General features: G+C 70.3%; 16 protein-coding genes. 11 read left to right on the forward strand and 5 right to left on the reverse strand.

Features of this window, described 5'->3' with window-relative positions:
• The first annotated feature begins 36 nt into the window (after positions 1 to 36).
• Genes nadA through nadC form a run of 3 tightly spaced genes read left to right on the forward strand, consistent with a single transcriptional unit; the run spans position 37 to position 3,517 of the window.
• The gene (gene nadA, locus LOK44_RS17850; protein WP_237571425.1) at positions 37 to 1,086 is read left to right on the forward strand and encodes a quinolinate synthase NadA; all 1,050 of its coding nucleotides are present in this window, start codon (positions 37 to 39) and stop codon (positions 1,084 to 1,086) included.
• Positions 1,083 to 2,660: an L-aspartate oxidase gene (locus tag LOK44_RS17855; RefSeq protein ID WP_237571426.1), complete on the forward strand. Its 1,578-nt coding sequence runs from the start codon at positions 1,083 to 1,085 to the stop codon at positions 2,658 to 2,660. The genes nadA and LOK44_RS17855 overlap by 4 nt, the downstream gene beginning before the upstream one ends.
• On the forward strand, positions 2,660 to 3,517 hold the full coding sequence (gene nadC, locus LOK44_RS17860) for a carboxylating nicotinate-nucleotide diphosphorylase (protein WP_237571427.1): 858 nt from the start codon (positions 2,660 to 2,662) through the stop codon (positions 3,515 to 3,517). The genes LOK44_RS17855 and nadC overlap by 1 nt, the downstream gene beginning before the upstream one ends.
• A 3-nt stretch (positions 3,518 to 3,520) precedes the next feature.
• Here the strand turns inward: nadC and LOK44_RS29790 are convergent, their stop codons facing one another.
• The 3 genes from LOK44_RS29790 to LOK44_RS17875 all read right to left on the reverse strand — a co-directional run bounded on the left by LOK44_RS29790 (position 3,521) and on the right by LOK44_RS17875 (position 6,063).
• Positions 3,521 to 4,762 carry a hypothetical protein gene (locus LOK44_RS29790; protein WP_283817855.1) on the reverse strand — a complete coding sequence of 414 codons (1,242 nt, stop codon included), beginning with the start codon at positions 4,760 to 4,762 and terminating at the stop codon, positions 3,521 to 3,523.
• A 224-nt stretch (positions 4,763 to 4,986) separates the two neighbouring features.
• A complete protein-coding gene (locus tag LOK44_RS17870; protein ID WP_237571428.1) occupies positions 4,987 to 5,622 on the reverse strand; it encodes a LysE family transporter in 636 nt (211 codons plus the stop codon).
• Between the two features lie 54 nt (positions 5,623 to 5,676).
• Positions 5,677 to 6,063 carry a nitroreductase family deazaflavin-dependent oxidoreductase gene (locus LOK44_RS17875; RefSeq protein WP_237571429.1) on the reverse strand — a complete coding sequence of 129 codons (387 nt, stop codon included), beginning with the start codon at positions 6,061 to 6,063 and terminating at the stop codon, positions 5,677 to 5,679.
• Positions 6,064 to 6,107: 44 nt separating this feature from the next.
• Between LOK44_RS17875 and hisD the strand changes: the two genes are divergently transcribed.
• From hisD to hisI, 8 genes are read left to right on the forward strand one after another with little or no spacing between them, the layout of a single operon-like run.
• Positions 6,108 to 7,454, forward strand: coding sequence for a histidinol dehydrogenase (gene hisD, locus LOK44_RS17880; protein ID WP_372481260.1), 1,347 nt, complete (start codon positions 6,108 to 6,110; stop codon positions 7,452 to 7,454).
• Positions 7,451 to 8,581, forward strand: coding sequence for a histidinol-phosphate transaminase (locus LOK44_RS17885; RefSeq protein WP_237571430.1), 1,131 nt, complete (start codon positions 7,451 to 7,453; stop codon positions 8,579 to 8,581). Before hisD ends, LOK44_RS17885 begins: the two co-directional genes overlap by 4 nt.
• Entirely contained in the window at positions 8,578 to 9,198 is a 621-nt protein-coding gene (hisB, locus tag LOK44_RS17890) for an imidazoleglycerol-phosphate dehydratase HisB (protein WP_163917671.1), read from the forward strand. Before LOK44_RS17885 ends, hisB begins: the two co-directional genes overlap by 4 nt.
• Positions 9,195 to 9,815 (forward strand): imidazole glycerol phosphate synthase subunit HisH, encoded by a 621-nt coding sequence (hisH, locus tag LOK44_RS17895; RefSeq protein ID WP_237571431.1) that lies wholly within the window; start codon positions 9,195 to 9,197, stop codon positions 9,813 to 9,815. The genes hisB and hisH overlap by 4 nt, the downstream gene beginning before the upstream one ends.
• A gap of 5 nt (positions 9,816 to 9,820) precedes the next feature.
• Positions 9,821 to 10,576: a bifunctional 1-(5-phosphoribosyl)-5-((5-phosphoribosylamino)methylideneamino)imidazole-4-carboxamide isomerase/phosphoribosylanthranilate isomerase PriA gene (gene priA / locus LOK44_RS17900; protein ID WP_237571432.1), complete on the forward strand. Its 756-nt coding sequence runs from the start codon at positions 9,821 to 9,823 to the stop codon at positions 10,574 to 10,576.
• A gap of 5 nt (positions 10,577 to 10,581) precedes the next feature.
• On the forward strand, positions 10,582 to 11,400 hold the full coding sequence (locus tag LOK44_RS17905; RefSeq protein WP_237571433.1) for an inositol monophosphatase family protein: 819 nt from the start codon (positions 10,582 to 10,584) through the stop codon (positions 11,398 to 11,400).
• Positions 11,397 to 12,185: an imidazole glycerol phosphate synthase subunit HisF gene (gene hisF, locus LOK44_RS17910; protein WP_237571434.1), complete on the forward strand. Its 789-nt coding sequence runs from the start codon at positions 11,397 to 11,399 to the stop codon at positions 12,183 to 12,185. The genes LOK44_RS17905 and hisF overlap by 4 nt, the downstream gene beginning before the upstream one ends.
• Entirely contained in the window at positions 12,182 to 12,532 is a 351-nt protein-coding gene (gene hisI, locus LOK44_RS17915) for a phosphoribosyl-AMP cyclohydrolase (protein ID WP_237571435.1), read from the forward strand. The genes hisF and hisI overlap by 4 nt, the downstream gene beginning before the upstream one ends.
• A gap of 24 nt (positions 12,533 to 12,556) precedes the next feature.
• Here hisI and LOK44_RS17920 read toward each other — a convergent pair whose 3' ends face one another.
• Both LOK44_RS17920 and LOK44_RS17925 read right to left on the reverse strand, forming a co-directional pair.
• Entirely contained in the window at positions 12,557 to 13,354 is a 798-nt protein-coding gene (locus tag LOK44_RS17920; RefSeq protein ID WP_237571436.1) for an ABC transporter ATP-binding protein, read from the reverse strand.
• Complete coding sequence (locus LOK44_RS17925; protein WP_249783691.1) at positions 13,351 to 13,824, reverse strand: peroxiredoxin; 474 nt, start codon at positions 13,822 to 13,824, stop codon at positions 13,351 to 13,353. The genes LOK44_RS17920 and LOK44_RS17925 overlap by 4 nt, the downstream gene beginning before the upstream one ends.
• Between the last annotated feature and the right edge of the window lie 19 nt (positions 13,825 to 13,843).

The following is a 13,843-nucleotide window of genomic DNA, read 5'->3' on the forward strand; positions in this document are numbered from 1 at the left end:
ATAAGTCGAAAACCTCTTGAGTCAAAGGAGACAACCATGACGGTTCTCGACCTCGCGGCAGGTTCACGGGGCGGCTGGGCCGCACGGATCACCAACGGACCCGCCGGCTACGGCGGCGTCGTCGCCGACGAGGAGTGGGCAGGCGAGATCCGCCGCCGCGTCGAGGAGCGCAACGCGACACTGCTCGCGCACAACTATCAGCTGCCCGCCATCCAGGACATCGCCGACCACGTGGGCGACTCGCTGGCGCTGTCGCGCATCGCGGCCGAGGCGTCGGAGGACACCATCGTGTTCTGCGGTGTGCACTTCATGGCGGAGACCGCCAAGATCCTCAGTCCCGACAAGACGGTGCTGATCCCCGACCAGCGGGCCGGTTGCTCACTGGCCGACTCGATCACCGCCGACGATTTGCGGGCTTGGAAGGACGAGTATCCCGACGCCGTCGTCGTCTCGTACGTGAACACCACCGCGGCGGTCAAGGCGCTCACCGACGTGTGCTGCACCTCGTCGAACGCCGTCGAGGTGGTCGCCTCCATTCCCGAGGACCGCGACGTGCTGTTCTGCCCCGACCAGTTCCTCGGTGCGCACGTCCGCCGCGTGACCGGCCGCAAGAACCTGCACGTCTGGGCCGGTGAGTGCCACGTGCACGCGGGCATCAACGGCGAGGAGCTGGCGTCTCAGGCGCGCAGCCACCCCGACGCCGAGCTGTTCGTCCACCCCGAGTGCGGGTGTGCGACGTCCGCGCTCTACCTCGCGGGCGAGGGCGCGGTGCCCGACGACCGGGTCAAGATCCTGTCGACCGGCGGCATGCTCGACGCCGCCCGGGAGACGCGTGCCCGGCAGGTGCTGGTGGCCACCGAGGTCGGCATGCTGCACCAGTTGCGCCGTGCCGCACCCGATGTCGAGTTCCTCGCCGTCAACGACCGTGCGTCGTGCGGGTACATGAAGATGATCACGCCCGCAGCGCTGCTGCGCTGCTTGATCGAGGGCGCCGACGAGGTTCACGTCGACCTGGATGTCGCAGCCGCGGCTCGACGCAGCGTGCAGCGCATGATCCAGATCGGGCAGCCCGGCGGCGGAGAATGACCACCCCGGCCGCATGCGGCGGGGCCGGCTTCTGGCAGCAGCGGGCCGACGTCGTCGTCGTGGGCACCGGCGTCGCGGGGCTCGCCGCCGCGCTCTCCGCGCATCGGCGTGGCGCCCGGGTGGTCGTGCTCGGCAAGGCGGGCGACACCGCGACGTTCTACGCCCAGGGCGGCATCGCCGTGGTGGTGCCGCGCACCGACGACTCGGTCGAGGCCCACGTGGCCGACACCCTGGCCGCGGGCGGCGGTCTCTGCGATCCCGCAGCGGTCACCTCGATCGTGGCCGACGGTTACGCCGCCGTGGCCGACTTGGTCTCCGGCGGTGCCAGATTCGACGAGGACGGGCGCGGAGGCTGGGCGCTGACCCGCGAGGGCGGTCACTCCCGCCGGCGGATCGTGCACGCGGGTGGTGACGCCACCGGAGCCGAGGTGCAACGCGCGCTGGACCGCGCCTCGGCGATGCTCGACGTCCGTCGGAACCACGTGGCGCAGCAGGTCCTGCATCGCGACGGCGCGGTGACCGGCGTGCTGGTCCACAACGGCGACGGCCCCGGCGTGATCCACGCACCGTCGGTGATCCTCGCGACCGGGGGGCTCGGCCACCTGTATCCCGCGACGACCAACCCAGACGGCTCGACCGGTGACGGTCTGGCCCTTGCCCTATGGGCTGGGGTGGCCGTCAGCGACCTCGAATTCGTGCAGTTCCACCCCACGATGTTGTTCGACGGTTCCGCCTCCGGGCGGCGCCCGCTGATCACCGAAGCCCTGCGCGGCGAGGGTGCGGTGCTGGTCGACTCCAGGGGTGCGCGCGTCACCGCCGGCGTGCATCCCATGGGCGACCTCGCGCCTCGCGACGTGGTGGCCGCGGCCATCGACACCCGATTGCGCGCCACCGGCGACCCGTGCGTGTACCTCGACGCCCGAGCGGTCACCGACGTCGCGACGCGCTTTCCGACGGTCACCGCCGCGTGCCTCGCCATGGGCGTCGACCCCAGCCGTCAGCTCATCCCCGTGGTTCCCGGCGCGCACTACAGCTGCGGTGGCGTCGTCACCGACGTCACCGGGGCCACCGAGATGGCGGGTCTCTATGCCGCGGGCGAGGTGGCGCGCACCGGGATGCACGGCGCCAACCGGCTGGCGTCCAACAGCCTGCTCGAAGGGCTCGTCGTTGGCGGCCGGGCGGGCCGCGCGGCAGCGGCACACGCCGCCGAGGCGGGCGCGGTGCGTGCCCAGCCGGACCTGGGCGAGCGTCGAATTACGTTGCCACGCAGGGACTTGCAGGCGGCCATGGGGAGACATGCCTCGGTGATCCGCGATGCGGCCGGACTGCACGCGTTGACCGAGGCGCTGCGGACGGCGTCGCCGGCGCCGATGCGCGGCCGCGCCGCGTTCGAGGACGCCGCGCTCACCGCGACCGCGCAGGCGGTCACCGCCACGGCGTTGGAGCGCACCGAGTCGCGGGGATGCCACCACCGATCCGATCACCCGGACGCCGACCCGGCCAAGGGCTTGAGCAGCACCGTGCGTCTGCGAGGCGGGCGCGTGACGGTCGACCAACCCGAAGGGGTGTGCTGATGCGACTCACCGATGACGAATGCGTCGAGGCCCGAGAGGTCATCCGGCGCGCCCTGTCCGAGGACCTGCGCTACGGCCCAGACGTGACGACCGAGGCCACCGTGCCCTCGGACGCGACGACCGTCGCGGCCATGGTGTCCCGTGAACCCGGCGTGGCCGCCGGCGTGGACCTGGCCCTGATGGTGCTCGACGACGTGCTCGGCAGCGGTGGCTACCGCGTCGTCGACCGCGTCGAGGACGGCACCCGCCTCGAGGCGGGCGCCTCGCTGCTGACCGTCGAGGCGGCCACCCGCGGGTTGCTCACCGCCGAACGCACGACCCTGAACCTGGTGTCTCATCTGAGCGGCATCGCCACCGCCACGGCGCTCTGGGTCGAGGCCGTCGAGGGCACCGGCGCGGCGATCCGGGACACCCGCAAGACCCTGCCAGGGCTGCGGATGCTGCAGAAGTACGCCGTGCGGGTCGGTGGTGGCGTCAACCACCGGATGGGCCTTGGCGACGCCGCGCTGATCAAGGACAACCACGTCGCCGCGGCCGGGGGAGTGCTGCAGGCCCTCAAGGCCGTTCGCACCGCTGCCCCGGACCTGCCCTGCGAGGTCGAGGTCGACTCACTCGAGCAGCTCGACGAGATCCTCTCGGAGAACGTCGAACTGGTATTGCTCGACAACTTCCCCGTGTGGCAGACGCAGATCGCCGTACAGCGCAAGAACAATCGCTCGCCGGCAACCAAGCTGGAGTCCTCCGGCGGGCTGTCCCTCGAATCGGCTGCTGCCTACGCCAGTACCGGTGTGGACTACCTCGCCGTCGGTGCCCTGACGCACTCCGTCCGGGTGCTGGACATCGGCCTCGACGTCTAGGGGTCAGTCCTCGCCTGCACCCGCGTCGGACGAGTTCGACGTGCTGCCGTCGGTGTCCTTGGCGGTGTCCTTGGCCGTCGTCGACGTGGTGTTGGTGGTCGCACCGTCGCCGCCGTCGCGACCCGGCGCGCCGGACACCGTGCCGCCGCTGCCACCGAGTCCGCCCGAGCCACCGCGCGTGTCGCCGACGCCGGTCGCCGACCCGCCGGTGCCGCCGTCTCCGCCGTTGCCCACGGTCGTAGCCGCGCCGCCGTCTCCGCCCCGTCCGCCGATGGCCGACGACCGCGGGCTCTCGGCGATGCCTCCGGTGCCACCGTCTCCGCCGTCGCCGGACAGGAGTCCGCCGGTTCCTCCTGCGCCGCCCTGACCGCCTGTGGCGACACCGTCGGCCGTGTAGGCAACGCCGCCGTCACCCCCTCGGCCGCCGGTGCCGACCAGCATCCCGCCATTGCCCCCGCGGCCGCCGTTGCCTGCGGTGGCGGTGCCGAATCCGGTGATGCTGAACGATCCGGTACCACCTTTGCCGCCGTTGCCGAAGAGCCCGGCGTTGCCGCCGGTGCCGCCGTAGCCGCCGCGTACCCCGTAGCCGCCGTCGCCACCGTTGCCGAACAGGAGGCCACCGTTGCCGCCGTTCTGGCCGGCGAATCCGTGGCCGCCGTTGCCGATGAGCAGACCGGCGTTCTGGCCGGGGCCGCCGTCACTGATGAAGACCTTGACCATCGACCCGATGAACGTCCCGAGATCCGGTGGCGGGGTACCGGGCAGTGAGGGCGCGACGGCGGCGAAGGCCGCCCCGGACCCGGCCGCGACGGACGACCGGCCGCGGTCCGCGGGGTCGTCGTTCCCGACATTCGCCGCGGTCGTGCGCTGAGTCGGTGTCGCGGTGATGGCGGAGTGGCCTGCCGAGGTGGCGTCGCCGCCGATGCTCGCGCCGTTCGTCGTCGTGGCAGTGGCCACCGGACTGCTGACGCCCGATGCGACGGACTCCGTGGCCACGGCGCCCCTCGATGCCGGCTCGCCGCCGAGCAGGATGGCCGCGAGTAGGGGAGTGGGGGTGGAGGCGGCTGCCAGCGCCGGCGCGTAGGCCTGGTGCTGTAGGGCGGTCGACGGCACCTGGGACGTTATGGGTTGCGAACCGCGATCGCTGCCGGTCGGCACGGCACCAGCGGCGACGGCGATGACGCCGACGGCGATGGCTGCAGTGACCATGGTCGGTCGGCTGACGTTGCTGCTCGAAGATGGCATCCCGAGGTCTCCCCTGTGAGTCGATGGTGGCGCTGAGCGCCCTGGTCGTTACCCACGAACGACACCTGGTAAACGCTCGTTCACGCTAGCAGCAGATATTAGCCAACATCTACCCAGCCGTCATTTCTTCGTGGTGAGGTTACCTGCGGCACTGCCGCGCTGCTTTACCACGGCGTCGATTCGCTGACGGAAACGGCGGCTGCGACCAGCGGGGCAGGAAGTGGTCAGGCCGTGGCGCCGCGCCGCACCAGGGACAGCACCACCGCTGCGGTGGCGAACAATCCCGAGAACGTGCGGTTGACGATCTTCTGCTGACGAGGCGTGTTGAGCCAAAGCAGCAGTCGCGCCGACAGGCTGGTGTAGAGGCCCATGACGACCAGGTCGACGACGACCATGGTGGCGCCGATCGCGAGGTACTGCGGAAGCAGTGGGGCCGTCGGCACCACGAACTGCGGCGTGACGGCGAGGAAGAACACCAGGCCCTTCGGGTTGGTGGCGTTGACGAGGAACCCGCGCAACACCAGCGCGCGCCGCCCTCCGACGGCGGACGTCCCCACCTGCTCCTGAAGGTCCGTGGTGGCCGAGCGCCACTGCCGCACGGCGAGGTAGAGGAGGTAGGCGACGCCGAGCCACTTCACGACGTTGAACGCGACGATCGAGTTGGTGACCAGGGCGCCCAGCCCGATCGCCACCAGCGTGAGTTGCAGCATGAGGCCGATCTCGAGCCCGAGGATGCTCCAATAGCCGCGGCGGACGCCATGGCTCAGGCCCGTCGCCATCGATTGGATCGCACCCGCCCCCGGGGACACCGCTATGAGGATCGCCGCACCGAAGAACGCCAGCCACGCCTGGAACGCCATGCCCGAAGTGTGGCAGGCGCCCGGGGTCGGCTCAACCGGGTTTCCTGGCGCTATTCAGGAGGCGACGTCGGCGACGAACACTGCGACGTTGCGCGCCTGCTTTCGCGCCATGCCGGGCAGCGCGACCACACCGTCGCCGTTGGGTTCGATGCGTGGATTGACCAGGTGAACGGTCTCACGGGACATGCGGAGGTCCGCCTCGTTGGCGGCGAGGACGTTCTTGACCCAGTCGGTCTTGCCGTGCCCCAGCACGATGGCCACCTGGTCGCCCTTGCGGTAGGCCGTGACGATCGTCTCGTAGGTGCGGCCGGAGGTCCGGCCGCGGTGCTCGATCTTGGCCAGTCCCGGCACGCGCCCGGCGAGGGGCTTGATCACCGGGTTGAAGTACTTGATCTGGATGCGGTCGAGCCAGGGCGGGAACATCCTGGGCAGGTCGGACATGGCGGCTCCAATACGATTTGTACTGCTCTGGGACAATAGTCAACGTGAGTGCTCCATCGCCGAAGTTGGCCCGCATCGACCTGCGTGGCGAGCGGCTGTCCGTCGCCCATCTGCGCGCCGCGTTGCCGCGCGGTGGGGTCGACGTCGACGCCGTGGTGCCGGTCGTCCGGCCGATCATCGATGCCATCGTGGAACGCGGCGCCGAGGCCGCACTCGAGTACGGCGAACGCTTCGACGGCCTGCGGCCCGGGGCCGTCCGCGTGCCCGTCGAGAGTCTCGCCGCCGCGCTGCGGAGCCTCGACCCGGAGATCCGCGAGGCCCTGGAGGTCTCGATCGACCGGGCCCGCACCGTGCACGCCGATCAGCGGCGCACGGACACCACCACCACGCTCGCTCCCGGGGCGACGGTCACCGAGCGGTGGCTGCCGGTCGAGCGAGTGGGTCTGTACGTGCCGGGCGGCAACGCCGTCTATCCGTCGAGCGTGGTCATGAACGTCGTACCCGCGCAGATCGCGGGGGTCGACTCGCTGGTCATCGCGAGCCCGCCGCAGACCGACCCATCGGGCCCCTTCCATGGACTGCCGCATCCGACGATCCTCGCCGCGGCAGCGCTGCTCGGCGTCGAGGAGGTATGGGCGGTCGGCGGAGCGCAAGCCGTGGCGCTGATGGCCTACGGGGGCACCGACACCGACGGCGCCGACCTCGCACCGGTGGACATGATCACCGGTCCGGGCAACATCTACGTCACCGCGGCCAAGCGGATCTGCCGGTCCCAGGTGGGGATCGACTCCGAGGCCGGCCCGACGGAGATCGCGATCCTCGCCGATCACTCCGCGGACCCGGTCCACGTGGCCGCCGATCTGATCAGTCAGGCCGAACACGACGAGATGGCCGCCTCGGTGCTCGTGACCACCAGCGCCGAGCTGGCCGACGCCACCGACGTCGAACTCGCCGCGCAGGTGGAGACCACGGTGCACCGCGAGCGGGTCACGGCGGCGCTGAGCGGCAAGCAGTCGGCCATCGTGCTCGTCGACGACCTCGATGCAGGCCTGCGGGTCGTCAACGCCTACGCCGCGGAGCACCTCGAGATCCAGACGGTCGACGCCTCCGCCGTGGCGGGCAGGGTCCGTTGTGCCGGAGCGATCTTCGTCGGGGCGTGGTCGCCTGTCAGCCTGGGCGACTACTGCGCCGGGTCGAACCACGTGCTGCCCACCGCCGGCTGCGCGCGGCACTCGAGCGGTTTGTCGGTGCAGACGTTCCTGCGCGGCATCCACGTCGTGGACTACAGCGAGGCTGCTCTCAAGGACGTGGCCGGCTACGTCGTCACGCTCGCGAATGCGGAGAATCTGCCCGCACACGGCGAGGCCGTCCGGCGGAGGTTCTCCAAGTGACGAAGAGGATCACCCTCGACGACCTGCCGCTGCGCGAAAACCTGCGGGGCAAGTCGCCCTACGGCGCCCCGCAGTTGTCAGTGCCGGTGCGGCTGAACACGAACGAGAACCCGCATCCACCCACCCAGGCCCTCGTCGACGACGTGGCGGCATCGGTGCGCGACGCGGCCGCGGAGTTGCACCGGTACCCCGACCGGGATGCGGTGCTGCTGCGCACCGACCTCGCGGCGTACCTCAGCGGTCAGATCGGCGTGCCGGTCACGGTCGAGAACGTCTGGGCCGCAAACGGTTCCAACGAGATCCTGCAGCAGTTGCTGCAGGCCTTCGGTGGGCCGGGCCGCAGCGCCATCGGCTTCGTCCCGTCGTACTCGATGCACCCCATCATCTCCGACGGGACGCAGACCGACTGGGTCGAGGCCAGCCGGGCCGACGACTTCGGGCTCGACGTCGAGGTCGCCGTGGCGGCCGTTCGCGACCACCGGCCCGACGTCGTGTTCGTCGCGAGCCCGAACAACCCGTCGGGGCAGAGCATCCCGCTCGACGATCTGCGCCGACTGCTCGAGGCGGCACCGGGAGTCGTGATCGTCGACGAGGCCTACGGCGAGTTCTCGTCACAGCCGAGCTCGGCGCACCTGCTGGCGGACTTCCCGGCGAAGCTCGTCGTCACGCGCACCATGAGCAAGGCCTTCGCCTTCGCCGGGGGGCGGCTGGGCTACCTGTTGGCCGACCCGGCAGTCATCGACGCGCTGCTGCTCGTCCGGCTGCCCTACCACCTGTCGGCGGTGACGCAGGTCGCCGCGCGTGCCGCCCTGCGCCACGCCGACGACACGCTCGGCAGCGTGGCGACGCTCATCGCCGAACGCGACCGCGTATCGGATGCTTTGCGCGACATGGGTTTTCGCGTCATCCCCAGCGATGCGAACTTCGTCCTGTTCGGCGAGTTCGCCGACGCACCCGACGCGTGGCAGCACTACCTGGACGCCGGCGTACTGATCCGCGACGTGGGAATCCCCGGTTACCTGCGCGCCACCACCGGCCTGGTCGACGAGAACGACGTCCTGCTCGACGTCAGCGCGCGCCTGGCCGACACGGAACTCACCACCAGCAGCCCCATAGGAGCCTCATGACGAACCCGGCGAACCGCCGCGCGAGAGTCGAACGCAAGACCAAGGAATCGGACATCGTCGTCGAGATCGACCTCGACGGCACCGGTCAGGTGGACATCAGCACCGGCGTGCCGTTCTTCGATCACATGCTGACGTCGCTGGGCAGCCACGCCAGCTTCGACCTCACCGTGCACGCCAAGGGCGACGTCGAGATCGAGGGGCACCACACGGTCGAGGACACCGCGATCGTCCTGGGCCAGGCGCTCGGCGAGGCGCTCGGCGACAAGAAGGGCATCCGCCGCTTCGGCGACGCGTTCATCCCGATGGACGAGACCCTGGCGCACGCCGCCGTCGACGTGTCGGGCCGGCCGTACTTCGTGCACACCGGCGAGCCGGAGTTCATGGTGCACTTCACGATTGCGGGATCCAGCGCGCCGTACCACACGGTCATCAACCGGCACGTCTTCGAATCGCTGGCCTACAACGCGCGGATCGCCCTGCACGTGCGCACGCTGTACGGCCGCGACCCGCACCACATCACCGAGGCTGAGTTCAAGGCCGTTGCACGCGCGCTGCGTCAAGCCGTCGAGCCCGATCCTCGAGTGACGGGTGTGCCGTCCACGAAGGGCAGCCTGTGACGAAGAAGTCCGTGGTCGTCCTCGACTACGGTTCCGGCAACCTGCGATCTGCCCAGCGCGCGCTGGAACGCACCGGTGCCGAGGTCGAGGTCACGTCCGATCCGGACGCCGCGGCCGCGGCCGACGGCCTCGTGGTTCCCGGTGTCGGCGCCTACGAGTCGTGCATGGTCGGTCTGCGGGCGGTCGGTGGCGACCAGATCGTCGCCGATCGGCTGAGCAAGGGACATGCCGTCCTGGGGATCTGCGTCGGCATGCAGATCCTGTTCACCCGCGGGGTCGAGTTCGGCGTGGAGAGCGAAGGCTGCGCACAGTGGCCCGGCGCCGTCGTCCGGCTGGATGCTCCGGTCATCCCGCACATGGGGTGGAACGTCGTCGACGCGGCGCCGGGCAGTACGCTCTTCCGCGGTCTGGACGCCGACACGCGGTTCTACTTCGTGCACTCCTACGCCGCGCAGAAGTGGGAGGGCAGTGACGACGCACGCCTCACGTGGGCGAAGCATCACGTGCCGTTCCTGGCGGCCGTCGAGGACGGTGCCCTGTCCGCCACGCAGTTTCATCCGGAGAAGAGCGGCGACGCAGGTGCGACGCTGCTCACCAATTGGGTCGAGGGGCTCTGACGACATTGAATGACGCACCGCTGATCCTGCTGCCTGCCGTGGACGTGGTCGAGGGCAAGGCCGTTCGACTCGTGCAGGGCCAGGCAGGCAGCGAGACCGATTACGGCTCTGCGGTCGACGCGGCCCTGGCCTGGCAGCGCGACGGCGCCGAGTGGATCCACCTCGTCGACCTCGACGCGGCGTTCGGCCGCGGGTCGAACCGGGAACTGCTCGCCGAGGTCATCGGCCAACTGGACGTGGCGGTGGAACTGTCGGGCGGCATCCGTGACGACGAGTCGCTGCGCGCGGCGCTCGAAAGCGGTTGCGCCCGAGTCAATCTGGGTACCGCGGCGCTGGAGAACCCGCAGTGGTGCGCGCGCATGATCGCCGAGCACGGCGACAAGGTGGCCGTCGGCCTCGACGTCAAGATCGACCCATCGATGCCAGGCGGCGGGTACCGACTCCGCGGCCGTGGCTGGGAGACCGATGGTGGCGACCTGTGGGAGATCCTGGACCGGCTCGACGCCGAGGGGTGCTCGCGCTACGTCGTCACCGACGTGACCAAGGACGGCACCCTCAATGGCCCGAACCTGGAGTTGCTCTCCGCCGTCGCTGCGCGCACCGAGGCTCCCGTCATCGCGTCGGGCGGCGTGTCCAGCATCGACGACCTGCGTGCGATCGCCACGCTGACCGGCGAGGGCGTCGAGGGCGCGATCGTCGGGAAGGCGCTCTACGCTGGGCGGTTCACGTTGCCCGAGGCACTCGACGCCGTGAGTCGGTAGCCGCGGTGGCTCTAGACGATGCGGACCTCGACGGTCTGGTGGCCGCCGCTGCCGCGGTCCTCGACGACGCGGCCAAGCCGTTCATCGAAGGCCACCGGGCAGACTCCGCCGTGCAGAAGAAGGGCAACGACTTCGCGACCGAGGTCGACCTCGCCATCGAACGTCAGGTGGTGGCCGCGCTCGAGTCCACGACCGGGATCGGCGTGCACGGTGAGGAATTCGGCGGTGCCGACCTGAAGTCGCATCACGTGTGGGTGCTCGACCCGATCGACGGAACGTTCAACTACGCCGCGGGACTGCCGACGGCGGGGATCCTGCTGGGCCTGCTGCGCGACGGCGAGCCGGTGGCCGGGTTGACGTGGCTGCCCTTCACGGGCCAGCGGTACACGGCGGTGGTCGGTGGCCCGTTGCGCGTCAACGGGATCGAGCAGCCCCGCCTGGAACGCACCAACCTCGACGACGCCGTGGTGGGCAGTGGCTCCTTCAACATCGACTCCCGCGGCAGGTTTCCCGGCGCCTACCGGGTGGCGTTCCTGGAGAAGTTGAGCCAGAAGTGCTCCCGGATGCGGATGCACGGCGCCACGGGCGTGGACTTCGCCTACGCGGCGGCCGGTGTCCTGGGTGCCGCCATCAGCTTCGGTCACCACGTGTGGGATCACGCTGCCGGTGTGGCGCTCGTCCGCGCGGCGGGCGGCGTCGTGACCGACCTCGCAGGCGAGGAGTGGACGGTCGAATCGCAGTCGGCCCTGGCCGGGTCGCCGGGTGTGCACGGCGAACTGCTCGAGGTCTTCGGATCGATCGGCGATCCGGGGGACTATCGATGAACCACCATGGCGAAGGTCTGGCGGTACGGGTCATCCCGTGTCTGGACGTCGACGCTGGACGCGTGGTCAAGGGCGTCAACTTCGAGAATCTGCGCGACGCCGGGGATCCCGTCGAACTGGCGGCGGTCTACGACGCCGAGGGCGCCGACGAACTGACCTTCCTCGACGTCACGGCGTCGTCGTCGGGTCGGTCGACGATGCTGGAGGTGGTGCGGCGCACCGCCGAACAGGTCTTCATCCCGTTGACCGTCGGTGGTGGGGTGCGCTCCATCGAGGACGTCGACACCCTGCTCCGTGCGGGTGCGGACAAGGTCTCGGTGAACACCGCGGCGATCGCGCGGCCCGACCTGCTGGGGGAGTTGTCCCGGCAGTTCGGCTCGCAGTGCATCGTGCTGTCGGTCGACGCGCGCACGGTACCGGCGGGTGCGGCGCCGACGACGTCGGGCTGGGAGGTCACCACGCACGGCGGGCGTCGCGGTACCGGCATCGACGCCGTCGAATGGGCAAGGCGGGGGGCGGAACTCGGCGTCGGCGAGATCCTGCTCAACTCCATGGACGCCGACGGCACGAAGGCCGGCTTCGACCTCGACATGTTGCGTGCGGTGCGGGCCGCGGTCACCGTGCCCGTGATCGCCAGCGGCGGCGCCGGCGCGGCAGACCACTTCGCGCCCGCGGTCGATGCGGGTGCCGATGCGGTGTTGGCCGCCAGCGTGTTCCACTTCAAGGAGTTGAGCATCGGCGAGGTGAAGTCGGCGATGGCGGAGCAAGGGATCGTGGTGCGATGAAAGGCTTGGACCCCGCAATCGCGGCACGCCTCAAGCGCGACGCGAACGGCCTGTTCGTGGCGGTGGCGCAGGAGCGCGCGACCGGTCAGGTGCTGATGGTCGCGTGGATGGACGACGAGGCGCTGGCGCGCACGCTGGCCACCCGGAACGCGACGTACTACTCGCGGTCCCGCGCCGAGTACTGGGTCAAGGGGGAGACGTCCGGGCACACCCAGTACGTGCACTCGGTGCGTCTGGATTGCGATGGCGACACGGTCCTGCTCGAGGTGGATCAGGTGGGGGCGGCCTGTCACACGGGGGCGCACGCCTGCTTCGACGCGGACGTGCTCCTCGCGGCCGACGGGTAGCGCCTCACCGAACACGGCGGCTTCTCACACGTCGTAGCGCGTCGCCTTGGCCCGCGCGGACCAGCGGCCCTCGGAGTAGCCGACCCGAACGGGATGCGAGAACGCCGTGGTCACGTTGTCGGTCGTGACGACCTCGCGGGCGCGGCCCGACGCCACGGTGCTGCCGTCGGCGATGAGCAGTGCGTGCGTCGTGGTGGTCGGAAGTTCCTCGAGGTGGTGGGTGACCAGAATCGACGCGATGTCGGGATGCGTGTCGTCGAGGCCGTCCATCGTCTCCAGCAGTTGTTCGCGGGCAGCGACGTCGAGGCCGGTGGTCGGTTCGTCGAGGAGCAGCAACCGGGGCTCGGCGACGAGCGCTCTGGCGATCAGTGCCCGGCCGCGCTCGCCTTGCGAGAGCATCGGCCACCGGTCATCGGCCTTGTGCGACAACCCGACCGAGTCCACCATCGCATCCGCGCGCGCCAGTTCGTCGGGGCCGGGTGCCCATCGGATCGGCAGGTCGATCGTGGCGGTGATTCCGGTCAGCACCACTTCCCGCACGGTCAGCGGGGATTGCAGCCGGTGCCGGGGGTTGACGTGCCCGATGTGGCGTCGCACGGCTGCCAGGTCCACCCGGCCCATCTGCTGGCCGAGGACCCGGACCGTTCCCGTGGTCGGAAAGGTCACCGCCGCACAGAATCCGAGCAGCGTGCTCTTGCCCGCCCCGTTGGGGCCGAGCAGCGCCCAGTGGTCGCCGGGTTCGACGGTCAGGGAGATGCCGTCGATGATCTGCTTGCCATCGCGGCGGAACGTGACGTCCGCCAGTTCGAGGACGGGCGTCACGCCGACTGACGCTGCCGCAGCACCTCCAGCGCCTTGTCGGCATGGGTGTCCATGCTGAACTCGCTGGCGATGACGTCGAGCACCGTGCGGTCGGTGTCGATGACGAACGTGGTGCGCTTGACCGGCATCAGCTTGCCGAGCAGGCCGCGCTTGACGCCGAAGGCCGTGGCGACCGTGCCGTCGACGTCCGACAGCAACGGGTAGTCGAAGTTCTGTTGCTCGGCGAACTTGGCCTGCTTGGCCACGGCGTCCGCGCTGATGCCGACCCGGGCCGCGCCGACGGCGGCGAACTCGGCGGCCAGGTCGCGGAAGTGGCAGGCCTCCTTCGTGCACCCCGGCGTCATCGCGGCGGGGTAGAAGAAGAGGACGACCGGCCCGCCGGCGAGCAGGCTGGTCAGGCTGCGGGCCGTTCCGGTCTGATCGGGCAGCTCGAAGTCGGCGACGCGGTCGCCCTGCTTGATCGATGTCATGGGCAGTCACGCTACGCCC

This window comes from Mycolicibacterium lacusdiani (assembly GCF_021916785.1).
GTDB lineage: Bacteria > Actinomycetota > Actinomycetes > Mycobacteriales > Mycobacteriaceae > Mycobacterium > Mycobacterium lacusdiani.